This window comes from Virgibacillus sp. DJP39, from assembly GCF_049310925.1.
Lineage (GTDB): Bacteria > Bacillota > Bacilli > Bacillales > Amphibacillaceae > Virgibacillus_F.
The window spans coordinates 1-25,588 of record NZ_JBMERP010000050.1 but is presented as its reverse complement, the minus strand read 5'-3'; the positions used below and the strand labels follow the sequence as shown (position 1 = coordinate 25,588).

The window sequence follows — 25,588 nt, the reverse complement described above, 5'->3', positions numbered from 1 at the left end:
AAACTCCTAATTTAGCTAACAAAAGTGAGGTTATTGAACCATCAGTCGTTATAAATTCAAAAGCTTCAGAGGGTAGTTCGACTACAATCACTAACCTTGAAGGCCATTCCCTTTTAAATGAAAAAGTTCCGGGATATTTAGGGCCTGCCTTTGAATTTAAGACGGATGTTGATTTCACAGAAGCTCAAATGAATTTCACTTATGACCCGTCAGTTGTTAATGAGAACTTTAGGCCTGAAATTTTTTATTATAATGAGGAAGAACAATTACTCGAACGTGTAGAAAATCAAACTCATGATCCTGGAAAGCATACGGTAAGTGTAACAGTTTCCCATTTTAGTAGTTATCTCTTATTGAATGGAGAAGAATGGGATAAGATGTGGGAAAATCAAATCGTGCCACCGGCACTCGATGAAGAAGGAAATATAAAAAACAATATGGACATTGTGTTTTCTATCGATTCTTCTGGAAGTATGGCTTGGATGGATCCGAACGGGTTAAGAAAAACAGCGACAAAGAACTTTCTTGATCTTTTAAAAGAGCAAGATAGAGCAGCTGTTGTTGATTTTGATAGTTATGGAAGAATTATCGTTAACTTAACGAATAATAAAGAAAAGATAAGAGTTGCTATTGATAGCATTGATTCGGTGGGGGGAACGAACCTCTATCAAGGTGTTAAAAAAGCGGTTGATGAATTAGTTTCGAAAAGCACGGACGATAATTTGAAATATGTTGTATTTCTAACAGATGGTGACGGATATTGGAATGATAGTGCAATTCAATATGCAAAGGATCATAATGTTGTTATTTATACCATTGGCCTGGGTTATGGTGTAAATCAGGCGTTGTTAGAACGAATCGCAACGGAAACGGGCGGTAAATACTATTTTGCGTCACATGCAAGTGAGTTGGAAAATTCGCTGAATGAAACTGCGAACGATGCTGTTGATCATATAAAAGATGAAGATGAGGGTGTAGGAGACGGGATACCTGATTACTTAGAGTCAGAAGACTCGCCGTTAAGGAATGGTTTAGGGCATCCGATTTTATTGAGCCCGGATAAGGTTGACAGTGACTATGATACATTAAAAGATGGGGAAGAAATACAGATAAAAGTGAAAGAATATGGGAGTGGAAAAACAAAAGTATATGCTTATATGTCTTCTGATCCTACAATGCCAGATACAGATGAAGACGGGATTGTGGATAATGAGGAGAAAACAGTGAGTGATCGAATTCGATATAACTTTACCGCCAAGCATTCCTTGATGTTTAGTGAGCTTTCCTATATTGATATGGTTGATGCAGCAGAAAGTGCTCCGGAAATTTCAACACTAGCTAGTTTTAACCATGATTTTGTTGATGCTGCAAAAGACCTAAAGGATTGGACACTAATCAAAGGAGATGACGATGATAATAGTACTGGTTTTAGTGCGATAGCTGCCAAGCATGTAGACGAAAAGCATGGGGATATGGTTGTGATTGCACTAAGAGGTTCGGATGAATTCGAAAACGAGGATGGAGACTCATGGGGATATGGTTGTGATTGCACTAAGAGGTTCGGATGAATTCGAAAACGAGGATGGAGACTTAGATGTAGGTAACATCTTTACTGACTGGTTGATGACAAATGTTGATATTTTAGTAGATGGAGATAACACTCAATTGAAAAAAGCAAAAGAGTTTGTAGCTGAAGTTATACTAGAAAATGAAGATAGTCAAATATATGTTGTAGGACATTCTTTAGGAGGGTTTAATGCTCAGGTAATATCTTATTATTTGGAAGAAAATCTGTTGGGTGAAGATGTTTATGGGGGATGGTTTAGTGGAAATAAGAGGGAGGTAGTTGAAAAGTCCCTTTCAGACGGAAACTATCAATTCACCCGTACATTTAATGCTGCGCCGTTTTTTGGAGAACGAGCACTGGATGCGATAGGGATTGATATGGATACTTCGACAAATCCAGCCGTTCCTTTAGATGTAGTCTTTGGTGAAACCTATAACGATAAGGTATATAATCATCAAATGTCTTTTGATGTTCTTCATGTTATTGGTCAGTGGCTTCCTTCGAATAAACTTGGAGTAGAGGTTCCTGCGTTTGATTACAATGTAGATGGAAAAGTACATGATTATGAAGATGTTCAATTTCAAACGCTTGTCGATGTTATTGCGGCTTATGAAGATGAAAAGGGTCCAATAGAGGCGGGACATAGAGTTGAATTAGGGCGTGAAATGTATTATCTGTACAAATGGATAGACAAGCAGATTGATAACGATAGTGATTTCAGTAACAGGTGGACTGAACTAACAAGCTCTATGGATGGGGTAGTTCCAGCACACGGTTTGCGAAATTTTTACAAATATTATAATGAAATAAAGTAAGTCCTAATATTAAGGGGAGAAACTCTCCCCTTAATACTCTTTGGGAGGGTTGTTTTATGAAAACGTCGTTGATCTACGTTTTGTTAAATGCGTTATTATATCCGGTTGTTATTACACTGATGTTTGTTGGATTGCTGGGTGGTGCTTTAACGAACGGGAACGTGGTATTTAGTGATGTCATAGGTTTATATCTCATTGCTTTGCTTCCGAATATTTTTTTACTGTTAGCAATCCATTTTTGGGGTTATAGGTGGAATTTGAACAAGAAAGTGAACGTCGTTATGTTTCTTTTGGCTGCGTTCATACTGGCATACTTCGTGATAATGCAACCATTGGAAATGCAAAAGATATTCATATAATGTTTATCGATAATAGTTTCAGGTGGCTAGGCACTAAATTTTCTGTGGGCCCCTTTTCAGTTAGGCTTTATAATCTTGGTATTCTTGTATACATAACATGTCAAAATGGAAAAAACATTATCCTACTGGCCAAAGAATCTGAATCAAATCACCTGCGGGAAGGTTTGAGTATTGTCTTCGTCATTGTTGTAGTAATCAGCGATCTGCTTCCAGTTATTTCGCTTGGGAGTGTAGGGATTATACTGCTTTTACAATTCACTTAAAAGAAAGAACCTTCACCGAGATAGAAATTTTGTAGAAAAGTATTCATTTAGTTTTCATAATTCGTAATTGAAAATATTAATAATTTTGTATCACGTAATGTAGCAAGTATTTCGAAATCGGTCTTGAAAATATTTGATAGGAAGAGGATGGGAGAGTATGATAGAAAATTTGCTTTTTAAACAGATGATATTTGTCCGAAAAAGAACCATTGCTTCATTGGAGGCAACGTCAGAGCAATTTGCTGACGAGATTCCAAGTGGTGTTAAAAATTCAATTAGATGGAACCTTGGTCATATCCTCGTTTCTCAAGATAACTTGTTATACCCTTTTATTGGAGAAACCCACCATGTACCTAAGCATTATTTGGAACTATTTCAAAGGGGAACTAGTCCAGATGAGTGGGAAATCGATTATCCTTCTCTTTCAGAGATAAGGGGATACCTTGTGGAGCAGCCAAATCGAATCAAAGAAACCTTTGACGGTATGCTCGATAAGCCAATTCAGCAACCAGTTAAATTTGACGATGATTACGAACTTACGAGTTTAGGGGATCTATTAAGCTTCACAATCTGGCATGAAGGGCTGCATCAAGGGGCGATTAACACAATAAAGCGCGCAGTTGGAATTGAGGATTTGTGGAGTAAAGTTCCAGAGGGGAAGTAGCCGGAATAAGTTGAAAATTAAGATTATGGGCAAGCGCTCAATTCTTCATTGGTTGTCATGGGTAACCTTTAGCTATATACCTTGGATTTTTCGAAAGGAATCCGAACTCGACTGACGAGCGCTAGCCATTTGGGTGACAGGCACCCCTCTACGGAAAGGGAGAACAAATGGGAAAGATAAGAGCTTGGGCGAAAAAACTGAAACGAAACATATTCATTCTTTACGTTGCCTCCAAAGATGAAAGAGTACCTTGGTATGCGAAAGTATTTACGGTGTGCGTTGTTGCATATGCGTTCAGCCCGATTGACTTAATTCCAGATTTCATACCAATTTTAGGCTACCTGGACGATGTGATTATTGTGCCTTTAGGAATTATGTTTGCTTTGAAGATGATACCTAAGGAAGTTATCACTGATAGTGAAGTTAAAGCCGAAATGATGATGAGGAAGGGTAAGCCGAAGAATTGGGTCATTGGAGCACTGATTGTATTGATTTGGGGTGTAATTTTCTTTTGGCTTATATTAAAGGTTTATGAATTATTCGTTTAGCTTGTAAGATTTAAAGAAAAGAGAGGAAGTGTGGAAGGATAAAAATGGTGAAAATTAAATCTGAAATGATCTCAATATAATGGGGTAAATTAATCACGTTATGTAAAGAAAAAGGGTTTCTGTAAATAATATCTGTTTTAACAGCTGAAGAAGTAGAGCAAGCAGTTAAAGAGGCAAGAAGAGTCTTTATGCTAGGAGGAAAATTTAATGGATTTATTTAATTTTGAAAAACAAGTTGCAGTTGTAACAGGCGGAGGAAGTGGTATTGGAAAGATTTGTGCAGAAGCGTTAGCTGAGAACGGTGCGACAATCGTTTTACTTGGCAGAACGTTAGAAAAAATCCAAAACACTGCTGATGAAATTTCAAATAAAACGGGAGCAACTGTTTCAGCTTTCACCTGTGATGTTACAGAGAAGAAGCAAATAAACGATGTTGTTTTAAAAATCATTGAAAAATATGATCGTATTGACATTTTAGTGAATAATGCCGGTACAACAGCACGTGGAAGTATTGAAACTTTGGAAGAAAATGATTGGGATAAAGTAATGGACACCAATGTTAAATCTGTCTTTTTAATGAGTCAAGCGGTTATCCCTTTTATGAAAAAAGCGCAGTATGGACGAATAATCAATACAGCTTCTGTAGCCGGTAACGTGAGTCTCTTTTTTGGAACAGTTTATGGGCCAAGTAAAGCGGGTGTCATTCATTTAACAAAACAGTTATCAGGTGAGCTTGCCAAATATAATATTACAGCCAATGCATTTAGTCCATGGTTTTTTAAAACAGATCTAAATAGTGGAACATTAAAAGATGAAGAATTCAAAAGTATGGTTGAGAATCGAACCCCAATGAAAAGGCTAGGACAATTAGATGAGCTTAAAACAACCGTCCTTTATTTTGCTTCAAAAGGTTCAAGTTACGTGACCGGGCAAAATGTCTTTGTTGACGGTGGTATGACTTCTTTTGGGTTATAAGAAATAGTGATAAAAATCCGCCTGTCAACTGGAACAATTCTGAATAGTTCCAGGTGATAGGCACTTTTCTTTAACCACTATTTTACAATTTCCATCTCAATTTCATGGGCTTTAATTTCAGCTTGAGGGAGTAGTGTGTTTGGAAAATCGAATTCCTTTAGCGTTTTTCCTTCAGAAACTTTATTAGGTAGATCTGGATTTGCTAGTGCGCTTGTTCCCAGCGAAACTAGATCTGCCTGGTTCTTTTCTACCAATTTTTCTGCTTTGTCAGGATCACCTAGTTTTCCGTTGGCGATAACGGCTAGCTTACCAAAGTCTTTTGCAGCGTGTGCCAGTGTACGGCTCCCTTTACCAAATGCGGATGCTGTTGCATTGCCATCAGTTACGTGAATGTAGTCTAGAGAAGTCTTCCCAAGTTCATTGAAGATGAATTCTGCCTCTTTTTCTCCGTCAGCCCATTTATGCTCTGGATCGGAAACCTTGATTTGAGAAATACGGATTCCAACCATGAAATCCGGCCCGACTGCTGCTCGTACTTCATTTATAACCTCAAGGATAAGTCGTATGCGGTTTTCAGCTGAACCTCCATACCGATCATCTCGGTGATTTAGGTAATCCGTCAAAAACTGATCTAATAAATACCCATTAGCGCCATGCAGTTCCACGCCATCAAATCCAGCTTCTTTTGCACGAATCGCACTTTGAGTGAAAGCATCTTTTACCTGCTTAAAGTCTTCTTCGTTCATAGCTCTCGGTGTTTGGAATGGCCCAGATCCGCCATAAAATTCAAGTTGTTCTCCTTTAGGAGCGATAGCGGAGGGAGCTATGGATTCATTGGTATATGCATTCCCCTGGCCTTGGCCACCTGCATGCATGAGTTGCGCAATCATCACGGATCCATTGTTTTGAACAGCTTCAACGACAGGTTTCCATGCCTGTACATGTTCATCATTCGCAAGTCCAGGCTGGTTATAGTAACCTTGACTGTAAAGCTCGTCCGGGTAGATTCCTTCTGAGATGACAGCACTGAAGCCACCTTTTGCAAAACGCTCATAATAGCGTTTCATTGTTTCATTAGCGCGACCGTCTTTTTCAGCACTGATCCGAGTCATCGGAGCTACCACAAAACGGTTATTTAGTGGTTTATTTTTTAATTGTAAAGTTGAAAACAATTTATTTTGATTCATTTATTAGCATCCTTTCATTGAAGCGTTAATGATTATCATAGAAGTCACTTAATTAAGTTTCAAGGTATCTGCTCAGTGTAGGTTATGGATATTTTTATAAAAAATACTTGTGGTATATGTTGAAATGGTAGCAATCGAATAAGAGGAACAAGTTATATTACAATATAAGTAATGCATTTCAAGATCAAACTGACAAATACAAGACGGATTTCTTTTTTTGTATTTGGAAGATTTCTTGTCGAAACGATGACAGTTTCCATTTCTGGAGCAGACGAATTCCTTTTTATATTGCTCTTTACGATTAATTTCCTTATGCTAATAGAAGGACATTTTATCTGGGAGTGAAACATATGCGTAATGACACCACCAATGCTAAACAGCGCAATTATAATCCGCTGATATGGATTCTATCCATATTGATTGTAGGCATCATTTTTGGAACGTATTTATTGCCGAAAAGCGCAGATAACATGGTATGGGGAATTGAATTAACCGTACTGCCGATGCTGAATTCCATCTTGAACAGCTTCACGTTTATCTTTTTGTTAACCGCCTTAATTATGATCAAAAAGAAAAACATTAAACTGCACCGCAGATTCATCGTTGCGGCATTCGTAACGACCTTTTTATTTTTCATCTCGTATTTGACGTACCATTCGATGGCTGAGTCTACAAGCTACGGTGGAGATGGCGCTCTAATGTATATTTATTATTTTATACTGATTACACACATTGTTCTAGCCGCAGTGATCGTGCCGCTTGCGCTGATCACACTTGGAAGAGGCTTGAATATGAAAGTAGAAAAGCATCGAAAAATCGCACGTTGGACAATGCCGCTCTGGCTGTATGTTAGCTTTACGGGTGTACTGGTCTACTTAATGATTTCACCTTATTATTAAGTTTACAAATCAGAAAGGTGAATAACCCCTTATGCAGTAGAAGCATAAGGGGTTATTTTTTATTTCGTTCCTGATAATGTACTCGATGATGATGGAAAAACGATTTATTTAATTAGCATTTATTGGACATTCTAATTACTGGGTGATATTAATGAAGGCTAATGAAAATGATTATAAAAAGTATAGTGATGCGATCGATCAGATGCAGCAGGGGAATGAAGCTATGATTGATTTATTTAATGAGATGGAAGATGACCGTGAGCTTATAGGTTTTGACGAAAAAGTCGTTGAACAGATAGAAAAAGCAAAGGTTAAATTTGGTGATGATGCTGTTAATAAGAAAATTAATACAGTTGTAGGCGAAATGCTTTCCTGGCTTGATTTAGAAGATGTCGATTTGGATAAAGGACAGAAAGATGGCAAGACCGAGTAATAACAAAGATTAACCAGCCTAAGCAGAATTGGAAAGAGATCGTCAGGATTGGTACATAAGTAGAAAAGATTGCTTAGCAGCCACTCTCAACAAGAAGGTATAACTTACGCAGGGTAACAAGTAATCAATTAAATAGTAACGTTAAGGAGCATTTCTATTAATGAGGGGTGCTCTTTATTTTTTTCTAAATTACCATTACAATAAAAACATAATAAAAATAGATAATAATTTATTGCTAAACAATAAAATACGTGTTAAACTCAAATTTACTATAAGCATCTGAGTGGCAGATTATTTAACCTGGTTTGCAGAAGAACATGGATGTTGCTCGCCTGGAAACTAGAAAAATTTGAGGGGTGAAGTCGGATGTATCAAAGGACTCCTAACCATGTTGCTATTATCATGGATGGGAATGGCAGATGGGGTAAAAAGAGACGTTTGAGCCGAAGTGAAGGCCATTATGCGGGGGCAAAGCGAATGGAAGATGTTATTGATGCCAGCATTGAGCTGGGAATCAAGGTACTGACGCTATACGCTTTTTCCTCAGAAAACTGGTCCAGACCCTCTGATGAGGTAAATTATCTGATGGATCTGCCAGTAAAATTTTTTAAAAAGAAACTTCCTGAATTTATGAGAAGAAATATTCAAATCAGGATTTCCGGAAACACGGCCCCACTCCCTGACAAAACCCGGGAAGTGCTGGCAAGGGTGGTTGCTTCTACAGAGAATAATACCGGTATCGTTGTCAATTTCGCATTCAATTATGGTGGCAGGGGTGATATTATCCATGCAGCTAAAGCGCTTATTGAAGAAGTCAGGAGCGGAAAGATTAGCAAGGATGAAATGACTGAGGAGAGAATGGAGCAGCTTTTGTACACGGGGGATCTGCCATCACCGGACATTATAATCCGGACGGGTGGGGAGAAGAGAATAAGTAATTTTCTGCTCTGGCAGTCCGCTGAATCGGAGCTGTATTTCTCGGATGTGTATTTTCCCGACTTCACGGGGGAGCTGCTTGCCGAAGCGGTTGGTCGGCAACCGGTGAACAGTTATTTGAGCGGGTGAATAACGCAAAGCCTGTAGAGAAAATGTTTTTTTCTCTACAGGCTTTTTTAATAGAAGGAGATAATTATCGCGATTTCTTCCAGTTAGTTTTAGAATGTATTTAAACCATTAAGAATAAAAACAATAAGGGGGAAACTAATATGACACAGAATAAAATCAACAGTAAAAGAGAATTGTCAGCCGAACAACACGAAGAACTACTTATTACATTGAAAGTTCGTTTTGAGGAAAACATGAACCGCCATAAAGGGCTTGAATGGACTAAAGTACAAGCGAAATTAAAGGATAATACTGAAAAATTGTGGTCGCTCAATGAAATGGAAAGAACTGGCGGTGAACCTGATGTTGTAGAACATGATCAACAGACAGACGAATACATTTTTTACGATTGTTCTGTGGAAAGTCCTAAAGGTCGTAGAAGTGTTTGTTATGACCGTGAAGCGCTTGAGTCCAGGAAAAAACATAAACCGGAAAATAGCGCTATGGATATGGCAACTGCCATGGGCATTGAGTTATTAACCGAAGAGCAATATCGAGCGTTACAGAAACTTGATGATTTCGATATGAAAACGTCGACTTGGGTCCAAACCCCCTCAAATATTAGAGAACTTGGTGGTGCACTTTTTTGTGATCGTCGCTACGACCACGTTTTCCTGTACCACAACGGTTCGGAATCTTACTATGGTGCAAGAGGATTCCGTGGGTTGTTAAGGGTCTAATGTGTCTTTTTTTTTATCTTGAATGGAATGTAAAATTTCTTAATGAGGAGAGTTCGTGTAAGGTAACACAGTATACATAGCAACTATTAAAGGAGGAAAAAATATAATGAATATCATTGTCACCAGTATTTTTGTTCAAGATCAAGATAAGGCATTAGAGTTTTATTCAGAAAAGCTAGGTTTTGTAAAAAAGGAGGACGTCCCTGTCGGAGAATTCAGATGGATAACGCTAGTTTCTCCCAACAATCAAGATGGTACTGAGCTATTGCTCGAACCGAATAATCATCCAGCCGCAAAAGAGTATCAAAAGAAGATATTTGCTGAAGGCATACCAGCAACAATGTTTGGCGTTGCAGATGTTCACAAAGAGTACGAACGATTAGTGAAACTAGGTGTGAAGTTTAGTACCGAGCCGACTGAAATGGACAAAATCACAATAGCTGTCTTCGACGATACATGTGGTAACCATATTCAGATAATCCAGAAGTAACTTATGACGCAATAGAACTAACTTGTTAAGATGCGGCACCAAAGCGATTGGTTTGGTATTTTTATAAAGTATAGATTGTCTAGGAGTGTCTCCTACCTTGCTATTCAAATAGAAGTTAAGAAAAGAAAGCAATGAAAAATGATACAGAAATGTGACCATGAGGGTTCTAAGCTATTACTCGAACTGCATGACCATCCTGCCGCCAAAGAGTATCAAAAGAAAAAAGTTACTGAAGGTATAAGTTGAATTTAATTGTAAAGGAAGAGTTATAATGAAAAATCTATTCGATAATGTGGCTAAGGACTTCACCAAATATCGTTCTGGATATCCAAATAAATTTTATAAGAAATTAGAACAGGATTACAATATATGTCTTCAAGATCAGAAAGTTTTAGATATTGCTACTTCTAATGGTTTGGCTGCAAGAGATTTAGCAAGGAGAGGGTGTTTTGTTACAGGGATAGATAATTCCCCGGAGCTGATAAATGAAGCGAAGAATACATATAGCGAAAGTTTAAATATAGATTATATTCTTGGAGATGTGACAAAACTCCCGTTTGGCAATGAATTATTTGATGTTGTTACGGCTGTTCATTGTTGGGAAGTGTTACCAAAGAAAGAAGCAAGTAAAGAAGCCTTGCGAGTTTTAAAAAATAGTGGTAAATTTGTCGTTTCTCAATTTGACCAGCTTCCTATAGGGAATAATATCGTGTCTCAAACTGAGAAACTTGTTTCTAAGTATAATACTGAATGGAATTCGCAAAACAGTTATGGCTTTTACCCTCAATGGATAGAAGAGATTTACGAAGTTGGTTTTTCAAATATAGAAACTTTTACGTTTGATGTAACGACCACCTATACTCACGATGAATGGAAAGGCCGAATGAGAACAGGTGCAGACATTGGTGGTAGTTTATCTAGAGATGACGTACTGTTATTCAATAAGGAGTTAGATAATCTTTTGAAAAGTAACTATTCGGGGGAGCTCTTGGAAGTGCCTCAGCGAATGTTTTCTATTGTTTGTGAAAAGAAGATTAGAGTTTAAATTTATAGATGTGTAGATTACATTATTCCTGTTAAGTAAACCTTGAAACCATACTTTTTATTTTAATTTTAAATTCATCGGCGTAAGTAGTATTTTTTTTCGCTTATCTTCGTAGAAGTTGTTGCACTAAAGCAATGGGTTAGTAGAACAGAACAGGAGGATAATTATGAAAAATATTGTTATACCCCTTGTAGTTATAGTCTTATTGTTAGGTGCTTGCTCAGGTAATGAAAAGACTATACAACTAGAAGATAGAAGCTTTGCCAATACACTATTTATACAAAAAGTAGAAAACAATTCATCCTCTGAAGAAATGTCTAAAACAGTTAAAGATAAAGATAAGATAGAAGAAGTATTATCTATGGTAGAAGGTCTAAATGTTCAAAAAATCAACACAGATACCTTTATGGAAAATCTGAAGTCACAAAACTCCTATATGTTAGGTTTCTTTAAAGGAAATGGAACGAATACTGAAAAAGGAAAATATGCTTTTAATATTTTAGAAGATGGAACTGTCCTTTTCAATTCCGATAAGGTTGACAATCCAGGTACTCTCCTTATTACAACGAAGAAACATAAAGATTTATTGAATGAAATGAAACAGTTGTTAGAGATAAATTTTCAGGTGCAGTAGGCTTTAAATGAACGGATAGCAAGAGTTTTTCAAGGGATTGTCGATTACGGGAATCCTATTTTTGTATTTGAAGAGTCATTGGAACTTTATGTTAAAATGAACATGTGAACAGATGTACTTAAGTTAAACGTAACAGGATTAAATAGGAATGAAAGCTAATACATAAAAGGAGTGTTTATTATTAAAGCAATTATTTTTGATTTTGATGGAACTTTAGCCAATACATTACCAATTTGTTTTGTTGCCTTTCAAGATGTTTTCAAAGAATTTGATAACAAGGACCTTTCCTCCGATGAAATCAGAGCGATGTTTGGACCTTCTGAGACAGGGATTATCAGAGAAAACCTAGAAAATAGCAACAAGGAAAATGCAATCGAATTATACTATGAAAAATATTTGGAACATCACGAACAATTAGTAAAACCAAATAGTGAAATCAATGAAATGATAGCTTATTTAAAAGAAAAAGATATTAAAATAGGAATTGTAACTGGTAAAGCGAGAAGAAGTTTAGATATTTCATTAAAGGCACTTCATATGGATAACCTCTTTGAAATTATCATAACAGGTGATGATGTTATCCATCCAAAACCTCACCCAGAAGGAGTCGTGAAAGCATTATCATTATTAGAGGTGGGGAAAAATGATTCTATGTTCATTGGTGACAGTGATGCTGATATTGAAGCAGGACTGAAAGCAAATGTAATGACAGCGGGAGTACAATGGTTGCCTGATTATCAACCAAGTGAATTTTCAGTAAAACCAAATTATATTTTCGAAAGCGTTACTGATTTAAAAAAGTATTTAGAAACAGCTGTCCAATTCTAGTTAATCTCTCTGCTTGGATAAATCCCAATCCATTTAAAATGTATATTAGTTCTAAAGGACAAGATATAAATTGTCTAAAATGATCTAGTTAGAGAACAATAGTTTGTTATAACTCATGGGCGAATTAGCATCATCTCCAGAGAAAGGAGGTGGTGCTATATGACAGTGTTTGAAGCATTGATGATGGCTTTAACTTTTGCCTTGTAAATCCGTAGCTATGCTGTCATTTCATCAAAAAAAAATAATCCCCCTTGAGTTAGCGGCTCATATAAAGGGTGCTTATTTTTAACCTCTTATTGCTAATCCCCCTTGAAGGGAATCAAACTATTGTACATTCGACCGTTAGTGCTAATTAATATGCCTAGTTACATACATTAAACCCGAAAATGGTAAATATGAAAACTATTTCGGGGTGGCAGGCACTTCTCTGATTGAGAAGTTTAACAGGGAGGAACAGTTATGAAAAAGTGGATTGCAAGACTTTTTGGCGTGGCATTAGGAATTGCTATATATCAGGTAGTAAAGGTAATGTTTTTCTGATTATAGGTTGGTCACCTTCAACAAACGGTTGCTTATCAAGAAGAAGATATAATTGGAGATGATCTTCTTGAAGAATTCACCCCCTTTAAAAGTTTGTATGGAAATCATCTAATTGAAAAATGATTCAATTAATTATATGAAGTGTGTTTTGATTAATATATTATCAAAACACACTTTTTTTCTTGTTTATTCAAATGGTCAATACGAGATCAAACCATGTTCTAAAACAAAAGAAGCTTCTATTATCACAACGCGGACTTGGATTATACCCCTAATATCCTAATAAAATTGCTATGACAGTAAACTTTCAGTAATATTACCTTGACTGTCATAGTAATGTGATATATATTATAGCTACGGAAGAGGTGACACAATGGTTGATAATAAAATTTCCTCGGATTTACTCAGAGGACATACAGATACGATAATTTTAAACTTATTGATGCGAGGTGATAAATACGGGTATGAAATATCGAAATTGATCAAGTCCAGCTCCAATGGTGAGTATGAATTGAAGGAAGCTACGATGTACTCGAGCCTGAAGCGGTTGGAGAAAGATGGCCGAATCAATTCATATTGGGGTGATGCGAACCAGGGTGGAAGAAGAAAGTACTATAAGCTTACCGATATCGGGGAGAAGACTTTTTTTGAAAACAAAAAGAACTGGGAATTTGCAAAGCGTATTCTGGATCAATTATTAGAAGAGGAAGGCGGCAATAATAATGAATGAAAAATTAAAGAAACATTTAGATGGAATATTTTCACCCTATGAAGATTTGCATGCTGTAAGTGAATTGAAAGAAGAGCTATTGAATGATTTACAGGAGAAGTTGAGCGATTTGAAACAGCAGGGTTATGATGAAGAAACTGCTTACCACATGACTGTCGATTCCATTGGGGACATTTCAGAGATCATGGAAAGTATTACTGCAAAGACCAGAGAGCTAAAGCAGATGGTATTAACGGACTTTTCAAAAACCAACCTCGAGAATTCAGATTTTAAAGGGGTAAAAGTACACGATGGAAAGTTTAATTACAGCGCTCTAAAGGGATCAGACTTTAGTGATTCCGATCTAACGAGCAGCTCCTTTAAGTGCAGTGATTTAAGGGAGGTTAGATTTAATGGGGCTGATCTTTCTAGAGCAAATTTGACGAAGTCCGACTTAAGGAATGCAAGTTTTAATGGGGCTAATCTTACCAAAGCAGATTTAACGATGTGCGACATGGGGAAAGTTCCGTTTAATAATTGTATCTTTGATAATACAAAATTTAAAAACTCGGATTTGTCCGGTATCTGTTTTGATAATCAAACGTTTAATGGTACGATCTTCGATTATTCGGGATTAAAGGGGACCTCTTTTAAAAATGCAGTTTTCAAAAATGTGTCCTTCAAAAGCAATAAAGCAAAATATCTAAAACATACCATTTTTGATGGCGCTACAATGGATAAGTTGACATACGCCGTTTTGAAAGGTAGTAAAGCGGACTTAACTCTTGTGACTGTCATTTAGGGTTTTCAGGAACCTAGGGGAAGAAATAATTTCCAGCCTTCAACAATCGGTCGTTTTTAAATTGCACATTATATTAAAACCTGTTAACTGTAAGTTGTTCTCTACAATCTAGAATAGTCTTGAATCGTAGCCATGCTTTCCTTACTGCCAAAAAAATAAGCCACCCCTTGAGTTACCAGCTCATAGAAAGGGTGCTTATTTTTAACCTCTTATTGCTGATCGCCCATTAAGGGAATCAAACGGTTGTACATTATTATACCTGAAAAAGATGATATAGATATAAAAATTGTTTCTATAAGGTAAGTCACCCAAAATAATTTAGAATTATTTTGGGTTATGTGCAAGAGTAGTTCAAGACAGGAGACCTAAACCCCATACTTTAGGACTCCTGTAACTTAACTATTAATCTCAATATTCCCTTCTGTGTCCTCAAGAATCAACCCTTTTTCAACACTTAGATCAATCGCTTCTTGTATATATTTTTCCGCTACATTACTGGTTCGATTATAGCCTAATTGCTTCAGTATTTCTCTAATTAAGTCCGCTTTTGGCAATCTGAACGCGGTTTGCATGATAGCGTGAATACCATTTGTATATTCAGTTCTACTAATGTCCTGCAATGGCCTTCTATAACGGTCTTTATTTCGAAAGTCAGTATAGGTAGTATGTTGCTCTTTATCCTTCCAAAGGAATTTCCCTTTTTCTTCAATTGTTTCGTAAATCATCATTCTTGTAATGGAATTTTGTATAACATCTTCTATTTTCGCACCACTTCTGCTGAATCCCCATGAACCGATAATAAGCTTTGTCAGGTGGGAAAAGCTGACCGGTGCTTCCTGCTCGATTACTTCATTTATTTGCTGACGAATTGTTGGCATACCTTCAATAGAGTAGAAATAGTCTGTTGACAATTCAACTTTCTCCAGTATAGCTGGTACATAGAAACTAACTGTTTCTTCTTCAGTATCTTCAATCATGAGACTACTAATCTTTTCCTGAATAGATTCTTGTTTTTTCTCGGGAAGACTAGCCTTTGTTTCTGCTTTCATAGTAGTATTCTCTTCAATTTCTTTAAGTTGACTCAATACAGTATCCATTTGTTTTTCTTGATCATGCCACCATTCTATTGACCAAACATTAATGACCTGCCATCCTAATTTTTCTAGCATATTTTCACTTAGTTTATGACGATCACGAGTGGTAATTCGATTGGCATATCTATGACCATCAAGTTGAATGGCTGCCAGATACTGTCCTTTATTATTCTGATCAACAACTGCTAAATCAACTTTAAATTCACTACTACCGACGTTTGTTTCAACTTGATAGCCTTGTTCCCCGAGCAACTTCTTTATTATTGGAATGATAAATTTAGAGTTGCTGTGGCTACTGTCCATACGGTTCTCAAGTAATAACGGTTCATTTCCTTTTTTAGCAAATTCCATGAAGGCTCTTAAACTGTGAACTCCCTCTGCTTTAGTGCGTGATAAATTAATCTTATCAGGTTCCATTGAAGCAAAAATCATCATTTCCTTTTTCGCGCGTGAAACAGCAACATTAAGGCGGCGCCAGCCACCATCACGATTTAATGGGCCAAAGTTTAACGTTAAGTGACCTGTTTCATCTGGTCCATATCCTACGGTAAAGAGGATAACATCACGCTCATCACCTTGCACATTTTCCAGGTTCTTAACAAAGACAGGTTCCTGTACTTCGTCGGTAAAATATCTTTCTAATGCGGGATCCTGTTTTAACCGTTCATCAATCATATCCTCAATAAGTGTTTGCTGGACTTGACTAAATGTAACTACACCAATGCTTTCGTGTTGTTTCAAAGGGTTGCCCAACCTTGAGAATATCTCATTTACGATTTCGCCAGCTTCAATTTTATTATTTTTCGTTTTCCCACGGTCGTAAATACCGTTCACATTTCTAAATGACACACGTGATACAATGTCATCGATCGAAGGGAAGGTTATTAATTTATTATCATAAAAGTGATTATTTGAAAATGAGATTAAACTTTCATGTTCGCTACGGTAATGCCACCTTAGATGCTTTTGTGGCATGCGTATGGATAAACAATCGTCTAAAACACTTTCTAAATCCTGTAAATCAAAATCTTCTTCCGTTTGTTGGGAACTGAAGAAACTAGTTGGAGGAAGCTGTTTGGGATCGCCAACAACAATTACATTTTCCCCTCTTGCCATTGCACCAATTGCCGAACTTGTCGGCAGCTGAGAAGCCTCGTCGAATATAACTAAATCAAATTTTGGGAACGATGGGTCTAGATATTGAGCCACCGATAAAGGGCTCATTAACATACATGGTTTAATCTTAGGTAATAAGTTTGGAATTCGCTCAAACAGTTTGCGTATTGCGATTCCGCGCCCTTTACTTTTAATTGCTTTTAATAAAATACCAGGTTCTGAATTTTTTATAGCGTTATTCATTAGATTTGGTACACTGTCCATCAATTTCACATATACCTCAAGTTTTGTAAGTTCACTAATCTCTTCATCTAATTGATTGAACTTGTGAATCTTACTCTCAAAGCCAGCCTTGGTAAATTGTGATAATAATTCATTACCAGAAATTTCTTCATCTATACGGATGCGGTAAAATCCGTGTAAATAAGCAGGAAGTAACTCATCATGATTTATTTCCCCATTTTGGTATGGTTCTGTTACATGCTCTAAACCAAACGAATCTGCATCCTGGAGCTTTCGTGAAAGATAACAATTATCCTTCAGCAGGGATAAAGAACCAATAAGAAGGGAAGCATTTTCTTTCGTATAGTTTACCCAGTTAGGTTGTTTAGGCTTATGAAACTCTGGAGCAACTAATTCCTCTTCAATTGTTTTCCACCGTTTCATAATATCTTCATAAGTCTTTGTATAATTTGCCATTAGTTCTTTGGTTTGTGAATTAGTTAGGTTTTGCACGTTTGACTGCAATTTCTGCGCAATGTCAGCTAAATTACTTTCTGGATAATCGAATCCCATTAGTAAGGATCGAACAGGTTCAAGCCATTTCACAGCCCGTTCTATCTCTTGCCATTTGCCTTTTGTATCATTCCACAATGCAGGGAAGTTAGAAGCCATTAATGTACTGTTTTGTTCAAGCAACTGTTGTTTTTCTTGTATATTCCGGATGCTAGTTAACACATTTTCTAATTCATCGGAACCAAGTTTATCTTTTGATTTTAGGTATTTCTTTAGTTCTTTAGAGACTTTACCTCTGCCTAACACTTTTTTGAGAAACCAGCTGTTCTCAGCAAGTCTTAGCTCTTGTAACAATGGCTCTGTCTCAATTTTTAGGACAGACTCATCAAAACGTAATTCCAGTTTTTCTGTGTCTTCATCACGTTGTTTGCCATTAGAAATAATATCTGAAATCTGTTTAATGGTATCGTCAAAATTTTCTGCTCCAAGCAAGTTAAAATTAGAGTTAGGCAGGTTTTGCATATATGGTAGAATCATATGAATGAATTTGTACCATGCATGACTTTTCTCTCTACTTGTTAATCCAATGTCAGTCAAAAGTTTTTCGATTTGTAATAATTGAGATGCGTTTGTTTCAATCGATTCTAATTCTAATTTAATTTTGTCATGTAGCTGCAGAGAATAGTTATTCTGCTTTATTCCATTCCAAGGATTTTTACTCAGGTCTCCACAGGTTTTCCCAGCAATTGCAACGTCCTCAATTAATTGCTTTGCTCGTTTAAACGAAACCTCGTTCATATCTTTAACCTTATGTCGGTTGAAGCTAATCTTTTTATTCGATGAATCGATATCAGAGTAAATTTCAATCATTTCAAAAATACTTTGGCCAAGCGTAGTTGGGCTGTGTAAATCGTGGACATATTTGTTTAATTCTTTCTTAACTTCCTTAATTTCGTTTGATTTGGATTCCCAATTTGTCCCTTTTGTTCTGTTTTGTGCTTCAAAGGATGTTTCAAGCTGGGTTAATATATCTTTTTTCTGGGCCTTATTTGAGTAGACTTCAAGACAGAAGTTTCCTAGACCAATATCAGCTAATCTTTTTTGAACGACTCCCAATGCAGCCATTTTTTCAGCGACGAAAAGTACTGTTTTACCTGTGGCTAATGCATGTGAGATCATATTTGTTATTGTTTGCGATTTTCCTGATCCCGGTGGGCCATGTAAAACAAAGCTATTATTATCCCCGGTTGCAAGAATTGCTTCGGTCTGTGTACTATCGGAACTTAATGGAGTATATAATGTTTCTTCCTCATCTTTTTCAGTTGTTAATGGCGTATTCATAGATCCATTGATATCTCCTACATAATTTCCTTCCATCAAACTTTTGACAACTGTATTCTTTTTTAATTCATCAGAATGGTTTACAAGATCATTCCACATAACAAATTTGGAGAATGAGAATACACCAATACTCGCGTTTTCATGAACGTCCCAATTTTTCATAGGCATTATTAGTCTGCGCATAGTAGTAAGAACTTTTTTAACATCAGCACCATGTTCATCTACTGGGATGTCATACAACCTGGATGCATCTATTCCAAACTTTTGATTTAAATATTCAATAAGTGAAATATTGATTTGCACCTCTTCATCTCGTGCTCGAATATAATATCCTTTTTTTGCAGACAGTCTCACTAAATCTACCGGCAATAAGAGAATGGGAGCAAAACGCTCTTTTGTATAAGAGTTGGATTCATACCACTTCAAGAAGCCAAGAGCAACGTAAAGAGAGTTTGCACCACTTTCTTCCAATGTATTTTTTGCTTTACGGTAAAGTTTCACAAGTTCTTTTTCAAGCATGACAGCCGATAGGGTGGAGCGCAGTCGATTATTCTTCATATCCTCTTGAAGTATTTGTGAGTGCAAGAGTTCTTTTTGATCTTTAAAATCCCGAACTTTATTTTGCCATTCATTTGGCAAAGGCTGAATAAAGACCTTTTTCCCCATTGCTAGTATATCTTCAGTCTCCCCGAGATCAGAACTTATAACTGGAATACCTTGTGTTTGCAATCGATAGTTTAATAAATTGTTTCGTAGACTCATATCAATAAGACGGTTTTGCCAATAGTTAACTTTCGTTTCCTGATGACTAAGTTGAGTGGATTCCTTATCCGTTTCTGGGATGATTTCTACTTTTTCAAAATCGAAATTTTTGTTGATCTTAACTGGTTCATCTGATGTAGTGGATGCTTTGATTGTAGCGCCGTTTTTTGTATTGATTGAAAGTGGTTTGATTTGTCCAATTCTAGTACGTTGAACATCTATGAAGTAATGAAAATAATCAGGTCTATCCAAGCTTTTTGCTGCAGCCTGAATTGCACTGTTAAACTTAGCATTTGTTTGGGTTAAGTACGTTGATTCAACAACAATTAATTCATTGATTCCCTGGGCCATGTTTTTGGTGAGGATACTTTTATCATCCTGAAAACTTTCTGAAAGGGTATACTCTTTTAGCCAGAATGCTGGAAATGCATGGCCTTGAAGAAAAACAATAATTGAGTGTATTCCGATTGCCTCCGCACATGCTGCGTACAAAAGTGTTAAATCAAGACAGGTTCCTAATCTATGTTCTTGAATCATATCAGGGAAACGAATTTTTTGTCCTTGTTGTTCAAAACTAGCTGGTGGGTTTGCGTAAGCTATATTATGGGACTGAATTGCAGAAAAGATAGCTGACAACTGTGCCAATACGCGATTAGGATCACCGCTTTGGTAACCATCCATTGAATTAACTTCTGTATTGTTATGCATGATATTCGATGCCTGCTTAACTATATCCATAACAAACGGGCGATTTGGTGTTATAAAACTGGAAATTATTTCAGGAAGAACAGAGGATCCCGGCCACGAATCAAAGGATAGGATATCAATCGGCAGATGGTTACGATAAAGTTCTACATCATTTGAGGTAATTTTCAATTGAAGATGTCCAGACATACTTTCATCTAATTTACTCAAGAATTCTGATGACAATTGTAAATCGGGACGAACTTCTATTACTTCACCAGGTTCTAAGCCTTGAAGATTAATAGAATAAGACTCAGCAAAATCAGGGTTTGCTGTGATTTCAAGTGAAACGTTTGAATACACATCAATTGATGCATTTTTTATCGATAGAAACTTTATTACTGGTACATGATTTTGCTGCAACGCAAAACTCACCTTTTTGTCATACTCATATTCACACTGAATTACATGATCCATCCGACAGCCTCCTAGGCAAATACTTTCGTAATATTAGTATTATTGACTATTATAACAATTTAAGTCAATTTTTGTTGTTATTTGGGAAAATTACTGGATTTCAAAGTGGAATAGTAAGTAGGTTTCGCTGATACATACAAAATGCTTGTTTCTTATTAATATTTGTCATTACCATCCTTTATTACACCATTTCGTTAAATATCGGTAGATCGACTATAAAACTATGATGACAGGCACAGTCTTTACACTCTCAGTCATAGTGAATGAATGTTTTCCATGTTGGTTGTGGAAACGAAGCATTAAGTGGAGAATCTGAAAATTTTATAGGGCGATACACAGGTACTGAGGAAGATAATGAGAGGGTTAGATCATTTGAATTGATTCCTAAAGGTAAGGATGAAATCTCCGTACCTATACTTATAGCATTATCGCTGAAAAAGACGATGTTAACTTAGAAGGTACAATGAAGATGGATACGGATCATTTATCTGTGAAAACGATATGTTCCGATTGTAGGGTGACACTTAAAAGTGAAGAAGTCATCATAAAACTAAAATGGGATGGGAAAGAGGAGACGTTAGTTTTAACAAAGTAAGGAGACTCAACACTATTAAAGTAACGGGTGCAAGAGCTGAACAAGGAGTTTGTCCGAAAATACCTTGTTTTATTGTAATAACAGCATAGTTTTATAAAAAAAGAGATGTTTTTTTTAAAAGTTTTTGTTAAGGTTGTGTAAGGTTGATAAAACTTACCATGGAGGATTTAATTAATGGATATAATACAAAAAGGGATTTACTTAACAGGTACTGTCCTTGTTACAATAGGGTTGCTCGCTGGTTGTGGAAGTAGTAAGGAATCTGCTCCAGAAAAGGACAAGCCAGTAGAGGAAACAAAACAGCAACAAACAGAACAACAAAAAGATAAATCCATTGCTTCAGAAGAAGCAAAAAATGATAATGTAATTGAAATATCTGCATTTGAAATGGGTTATACGCCACCTTCAGTTACTTTAGAAGAAGGTAAAAAATATACGTTAGTGTTGAAAAATGACGGAAAAATCTTTCATGACTTAACTGCAAAAAAACTTGATGTGAAAATCACTAATATGGGAAAGATGCCTGACCATCCTGAAAAAATGTCTTTTTTAGATGAAATTGATAATATTTTTGGTGTAAACAAGGTCCATGCAAGTGGTAATCACGATGATGGTCATGGTGAAGTGGAAATGAATTACATTCATATGAACGCTAAATCTGGTCAAACAGTTAAAATTAAGTTTATTCCTCAAGAAACTGGTGAATTCAAGTTTTTTTGTAGTGTTCCAGGGCATGAAGAAGCTGGAATGCACGGAGGAATCGAAGTTGAATAATAAATAGCAACAACCTCCATTTTTTTGGAGGTTGTTGCTATTTATTAAAGACTTTCACCTTTAGAAATATATGTTATGAATTGTTCTTATTGAAGTAAAGTGGTGCGATTGTTTAACAAATCGCTTTTTGGGCTAATGGAGCAGTTTTGTTTAACATCCTTCTTATCCTTTTTGTGATAGTATAAGAATGTATGTTCTATTTAGGGGTTATGACTATTCAAAACGAAAAAGATGTAATAGAACTAATTAAACAAGATGAATGGATGATGGAAGTATTAAAAGCAGCAAAAATATTAAATCTTCCAGATTGGTGGATATGTGCTGGTTTTGTACGTTCTAAAATATGGGATAAACTTCATAATTTTAGTCATAGGACGAATACACTAGATGTGGATGTAATCTACTTTGATGATACAAATATTGATGAATTAGAAGAAAAAAATTAGAAGATATGTTAAGAAATATACTTCCTAATGTCCCGTGGTCTGTAAAGAATGAAGCAAGAATGCACATAGCAAATGATATTCCTCCATATTCTTCTCCGGTTGACGCAATATCAAAGTTCCCAGAGACAGTAACAGCATTAGGTGTGAAATTAGATGAACAAGAAAGTGTCATTTTAACTGCTCCTTGTGGAATAAATGATGTAATAAATTTAGAATTAAAGCCTACACCTTATTTTATAGAAAATGAAGACCTAGCCTTTATCTATAAAGAACGAATAATAAAAAAGAATTGGAAAGGCACTTGGAACAAGATTAAAGTACACCGAATATAACCGAATATAGCAGTTCTTCTTCAACTAATGTGGTTCAAGAGTTTAACAAGGGATCGTCGTTTACGTCGATCCTATTTTTGTATTGGAAGAATCATTGGAATTTTATGTTAAAATAAAAATGTGAACAGATGTACTTAAATTAACGCAGCAGGATTGTTGAATAAGGATTTAGAAAATCTGTTAGAATGAGTTAAAATTTTATAAATAGGAGGACGTTTCTGTGAAGCTTAAAACAGTTCTAATTCAAAACATTTTACTCATCTTAGGTGTAGCCGCGATATATGAATTCAGAGGATTTAAAAGATTATATTCAATGTTCCAAACACGTGAAAGTGGTTTTCCACTTCTTGACGGTGAAGGCATTGTATTAAGTTTTTTAGGCATTCAATTGAATGATGAAGGGGTTCATTGGACCAATGCAATGACAACAGGATATGTGTTTTTCACATTTGGAATTCTTTTAATCATAGTTTCAATTGGTATTCTTTTATGGAATGCAAAGAATACATCACAATCTTAGTAATTTGCTTTTCTTATTGAGTTAATATTCAGGTGAATTGTAAGTAGGGCATTGGGATTTTATTATGAAATCTTAGAAAAGGAATTTTTAAAAGGGGTGTTCCTATGAAGAAAGTTATTACGATTTTATTTTTTGTAGGAATTATTGGTGTATTAGGGTATGCGTATATACCATATATTATAGCTGAAAACCAGTCTAGAAATGCTGCTCAAGGTGTTTTAGATAATTTAATAGAGCAAAACTATGAAAAAGCGTTTGAAAGTGTTTATTTTTATGATAAAGCTTCTGATTTAGAACCAATAATATCTTATGAAGATGCAAAAAATAAATGGGTTCAACGTGTAAAAGCTTTAGAAGAAAGTGGAAAGTCGTTCTGGGAAAACAACATTTTTGAAAAAGGTTAAACAGCATCTTCAAGAAAAAAATATTTCAATTTGTACTTTTCATATAGACGACTACATTGTAGAGAGAAAAAGGCGTTACAACACTGGATATGAAGAGTGGTATGAGTATTACCATTTACAATGGGATGTGAAGTGGTTAAAAGATAATTTGTTCAAAAAACTAAAAACGTCTAAGGAACTATGCTTACTAACTTATGATAATCATTCCGATGCACAAAATTTGCAAGTAGTAAAAATACCAGAGACTTGTCTTATTATAATTGAAGGAGTATTTCTACAACGAAGAGAGTGGAGAAGTTACTACGATTATATGATTTACTTGGATTGTCCGAGAGATAAAAGATTTAACCGTGAAAGTGGCGAAACACAAATTAACATTGGAAAATTTAGAAACAGATACTGAATAGGAGAAGAATATTATTTGGAGACTGAATCCCCAGAGAAACAAGCCGATTTAGTATTTGAGAATTAAATACGGGTCTAAAGGCCTCTCACTCGGGGGCTTTACTTTAATAACCTTTTCCGTCGGACTGCTTCACACTAAGTACGGTGATTGTAACCAGGATGAGCACCATTCCAAGAAGTTGAGTGATGGTTAAATGATCTCCGATAAGCAGAACGCCAACTAATGAAGCTGTCACCGGCTCTACCATAGCGACCATCGAAGCAGTTGTCGGGGTAGTCCATTGAATGCCAATCACATAAAATATAAATGAAATGCCAGCACCCACGATCCCTAATAGAAGAAACCATCCTATGTCGCTTGACGTCAACACACTAGCTACTTCATTATTGTCCGTAAAAAGAAAAAGGATGAGACAAAAAGAAAAAAAAGCGATGGTTAAGGTGGTCTGCGGCTTTCCGATTAAAGAGGCATTTTTAAACCCGAATATAAACAAAGCATAGGAAAGTCCAGAAGCAAGCCCCGTTGCCGTTCCTAGAAAACTCACTGAAATCGATTGGGTGTTGTAGGCACCTGTAAGCAGGATAATCCCCATAAGTATACCGGAAATGCACCCCCATTTAAACCAAGTCGAACGTTCTATTCGCAATAAAAAGGAGATTAAAAGGACGAACAGAGGTGCGGTATACATTAAAGTAGCTGCAACAGCAATGCTTGAGGCTTGGATACTTACAAAATAAAAAGTGAAGTTTCCAGCAACACCAAAACCCGCCAATAGGGACCATATGTATAAACGAGTAGAGCAGATCCAATTTTGTCTAAAGCGAAAGAGAAACCAAGCGAAAAAACATATAAATCCAACAGCACCTCGGTAAAATGAAATCACAATAGGATCCCAGCCCTTGTTCATTAAAATATCGGCAATTCCCCCACTAATGCCCCAGCATATAGCTGCTAACATAACTAAACCTATACCTGCAAATCTCATCGTGTGCCTCCTAAAGATAGATAGTGGTACGAATTTTGTTCACGTTATTAAAAACCTAAATGTGGCCTTAATAACGTAAATTCAAGGGCCAAACAATTCTCTTACGTTTCTAACCATACATAGGTTTTTAAAAAAAGGTATAATGGCAATTCCTTTAATTTCTCATACCTAAACCTAAATCAACTCGCATGCAATATGAAAGGACGGTATCCTCTAAAAGAATATATGAAACTTTACGGTCAGGGGATAGAGGCAAAAACAGTGAAGTTCAATATTACTGACAGCCTCGGAGTTATCTCAATTTCGAGTTTTCAACAATTGGGAGCTAATCAACAAGAAGGATAAATACATTTTTTTGTAGAAGTTAGTTATTAA

24 protein-coding genes and 1 pseudogene are annotated in these 25,588 nt (G+C 36.1%); 22 read left to right on the top strand and 3 right to left on the bottom strand.

The window, feature by feature from the left end; genetic code table 11:
- From ACOI1D_RS14700 to ACOI1D_RS14675, 6 genes are all read left to right on the top strand, one after another.
- Window positions 1-1,568: VWA domain-containing protein (locus ACOI1D_RS14700; RefSeq protein ID WP_422502117.1), on the top strand; the 1,568-nt coding region annotated here is incomplete at its 5' end.
- Entirely contained in the window at window positions 1,543-2,382 is an 840-nt protein-coding gene (locus ACOI1D_RS14695; protein ID WP_422502116.1) for a lipase family protein, read from the top strand. The genes ACOI1D_RS14700 and ACOI1D_RS14695, both read left to right, overlap by 26 nt.
- 56 nt (window positions 2,383-2,438) lie before the next feature.
- Window positions 2,439-2,741, top strand: a complete 303-nt coding sequence (locus ACOI1D_RS14690; protein ID WP_422502114.1) for a hypothetical protein — start codon at window positions 2,439-2,441, stop codon at window positions 2,739-2,741.
- A 420-nt stretch (window positions 2,742-3,161) separates the two neighbouring features.
- Window positions 3,162-3,668, top strand: a complete 507-nt coding sequence (locus tag ACOI1D_RS14685) for a DinB family protein (RefSeq protein ID WP_422502113.1) — start codon at window positions 3,162-3,164, stop codon at window positions 3,666-3,668.
- Between the two features lie 167 nt (window positions 3,669-3,835).
- A complete protein-coding gene (locus ACOI1D_RS14680; RefSeq protein ID WP_422502111.1) occupies window positions 3,836-4,216 on the top strand; it encodes a YkvA family protein in 381 nt (126 codons plus the stop codon).
- 207 nt (window positions 4,217-4,423) lie between these two features.
- On the top strand, window positions 4,424-5,191 hold the full coding sequence (locus ACOI1D_RS14675) for an SDR family NAD(P)-dependent oxidoreductase (protein ID WP_422502109.1): 768 nt from the start codon (window positions 4,424-4,426) through the stop codon (window positions 5,189-5,191).
- Between the two features lie 77 nt (window positions 5,192-5,268).
- Here the strand turns inward: ACOI1D_RS14675 and ACOI1D_RS14670 are convergent, their stop codons facing one another.
- Complete coding sequence (locus tag ACOI1D_RS14670; RefSeq protein WP_422502107.1) at window positions 5,269-6,378, bottom strand: NADH:flavin oxidoreductase; 1,110 nt, start codon at window positions 6,376-6,378, stop codon at window positions 5,269-5,271.
- A gap of 350 nt (window positions 6,379-6,728) precedes the next feature.
- On the opposite strand from ACOI1D_RS14670, the gene ACOI1D_RS14665 reads away from it, so the two are divergent.
- From ACOI1D_RS14665 to ACOI1D_RS14620, 10 genes are all read left to right on the top strand, one after another.
- Window positions 6,729-7,277, top strand: a complete 549-nt coding sequence (locus tag ACOI1D_RS14665; RefSeq protein WP_422502105.1) for a DUF420 domain-containing protein — start codon at window positions 6,729-6,731, stop codon at window positions 7,275-7,277.
- 151 nt (window positions 7,278-7,428) lie between these two features.
- On the top strand, window positions 7,429-7,710 hold the full coding sequence (locus ACOI1D_RS14660) for an atypical membrane-integrating protein (Mistic protein) (RefSeq protein ID WP_422502103.1): 282 nt from the start codon (window positions 7,429-7,431) through the stop codon (window positions 7,708-7,710).
- A 366-nt stretch (window positions 7,711-8,076) separates the two neighbouring features.
- Complete coding sequence (uppS, locus tag ACOI1D_RS14655; RefSeq protein WP_422502101.1) at window positions 8,077-8,775, top strand: polyprenyl diphosphate synthase; 699 nt, start codon at window positions 8,077-8,079, stop codon at window positions 8,773-8,775.
- Between the two features lie 140 nt (window positions 8,776-8,915).
- Complete coding sequence (locus ACOI1D_RS14650; protein ID WP_422502100.1) at window positions 8,916-9,494, top strand: DUF4256 domain-containing protein; 579 nt, start codon at window positions 8,916-8,918, stop codon at window positions 9,492-9,494.
- A gap of 106 nt (window positions 9,495-9,600) precedes the next feature.
- A complete protein-coding gene (locus ACOI1D_RS14645) occupies window positions 9,601-9,984 on the top strand; it encodes a VOC family protein (protein ID WP_422502098.1) in 384 nt (127 codons plus the stop codon).
- 271 nt (window positions 9,985-10,255) lie between these two features.
- The gene (locus tag ACOI1D_RS14640; RefSeq protein WP_422502096.1) at window positions 10,256-11,029 is read left to right on the top strand and encodes a class I SAM-dependent methyltransferase; all 774 of its coding nucleotides are present in this window, start codon (window positions 10,256-10,258) and stop codon (window positions 11,027-11,029) included.
- A 166-nt stretch (window positions 11,030-11,195) separates the two neighbouring features.
- Window positions 11,196-11,663 carry a hypothetical protein gene (locus ACOI1D_RS14635; protein WP_422502094.1) on the top strand — a complete coding sequence of 156 codons (468 nt, stop codon included), beginning with the start codon at window positions 11,196-11,198 and terminating at the stop codon, window positions 11,661-11,663.
- A 177-nt stretch (window positions 11,664-11,840) separates the two neighbouring features.
- Window positions 11,841-12,491, top strand: a complete 651-nt coding sequence (locus ACOI1D_RS14630) for an HAD family hydrolase (protein WP_422502119.1) — start codon at window positions 11,841-11,843, stop codon at window positions 12,489-12,491.
- Window positions 12,492-13,404: 913 nt separating this feature from the next.
- Window positions 13,405-13,761 carry a PadR family transcriptional regulator gene (locus tag ACOI1D_RS14625; protein ID WP_422502092.1) on the top strand — a complete coding sequence of 119 codons (357 nt, stop codon included), beginning with the start codon at window positions 13,405-13,407 and terminating at the stop codon, window positions 13,759-13,761.
- A complete protein-coding gene (locus tag ACOI1D_RS14620) occupies window positions 13,754-14,542 on the top strand; it encodes a pentapeptide repeat-containing protein (protein ID WP_422502090.1) in 789 nt (262 codons plus the stop codon). Before ACOI1D_RS14625 ends, ACOI1D_RS14620 begins: the two co-directional genes overlap by 8 nt.
- 395 nt (window positions 14,543-14,937) lie before the next feature.
- On the opposite strand, the gene ACOI1D_RS14615 is transcribed toward ACOI1D_RS14620, so the two are convergent.
- Window positions 14,938-20,751 (bottom strand): DUF3320 domain-containing protein, encoded by a 5,814-nt coding sequence (locus tag ACOI1D_RS14615; protein WP_422502088.1) that lies wholly within the window; start codon window positions 20,749-20,751, stop codon window positions 14,938-14,940.
- A 263-nt stretch (window positions 20,752-21,014) separates the two neighbouring features.
- Here ACOI1D_RS14615 and ACOI1D_RS14610 point away from each other — a divergent pair, with 263 nt between their 5' ends.
- The 6 genes and pseudogenes from ACOI1D_RS14610 to ACOI1D_RS14585 all read left to right on the top strand — a co-directional run bounded on the left by ACOI1D_RS14610 (window position 21,015) and on the right by ACOI1D_RS14585 (window position 24,225).
- On the top strand, window positions 21,015-21,206 hold the full coding sequence (locus ACOI1D_RS14610) for a hypothetical protein (protein WP_422502086.1): 192 nt from the start codon (window positions 21,015-21,017) through the stop codon (window positions 21,204-21,206).
- A gap of 314 nt (window positions 21,207-21,520) precedes the next feature.
- A complete protein-coding gene (locus tag ACOI1D_RS14605; protein WP_422502084.1) occupies window positions 21,521-22,120 on the top strand; it encodes a plastocyanin/azurin family copper-binding protein in 600 nt (199 codons plus the stop codon).
- 209 nt (window positions 22,121-22,329) lie between these two features.
- A pseudogene (locus ACOI1D_RS14600) lies at window positions 22,330-22,898 on the top strand (nucleotidyltransferase family protein).
- A 220-nt stretch (window positions 22,899-23,118) separates the two neighbouring features.
- Window positions 23,119-23,418, top strand: a complete 300-nt coding sequence (locus ACOI1D_RS14595; RefSeq protein ID WP_422502082.1) for a hypothetical protein — start codon at window positions 23,119-23,121, stop codon at window positions 23,416-23,418.
- Window positions 23,419-23,522: 104 nt separating this feature from the next.
- Window positions 23,523-23,822: a hypothetical protein gene (locus tag ACOI1D_RS14590; RefSeq protein ID WP_422502081.1), complete on the top strand. Its 300-nt coding sequence runs from the start codon at window positions 23,523-23,525 to the stop codon at window positions 23,820-23,822.
- Window positions 23,809-24,225 (top strand): hypothetical protein, encoded by a 417-nt coding sequence (locus ACOI1D_RS14585; RefSeq protein ID WP_422502079.1) that lies wholly within the window; start codon window positions 23,809-23,811, stop codon window positions 24,223-24,225. The genes ACOI1D_RS14590 and ACOI1D_RS14585 overlap by 14 nt, the downstream gene beginning before the upstream one ends.
- Window positions 24,226-24,331: 106 nt before the next feature.
- On the opposite strand, the gene ACOI1D_RS14580 is transcribed toward ACOI1D_RS14585, so the two are convergent.
- Entirely contained in the window at window positions 24,332-25,213 is an 882-nt protein-coding gene (locus ACOI1D_RS14580) for a DMT family transporter (RefSeq protein ID WP_422502078.1), read from the bottom strand.
- Window positions 25,214-25,588: the final 375 nt, after the last annotated feature.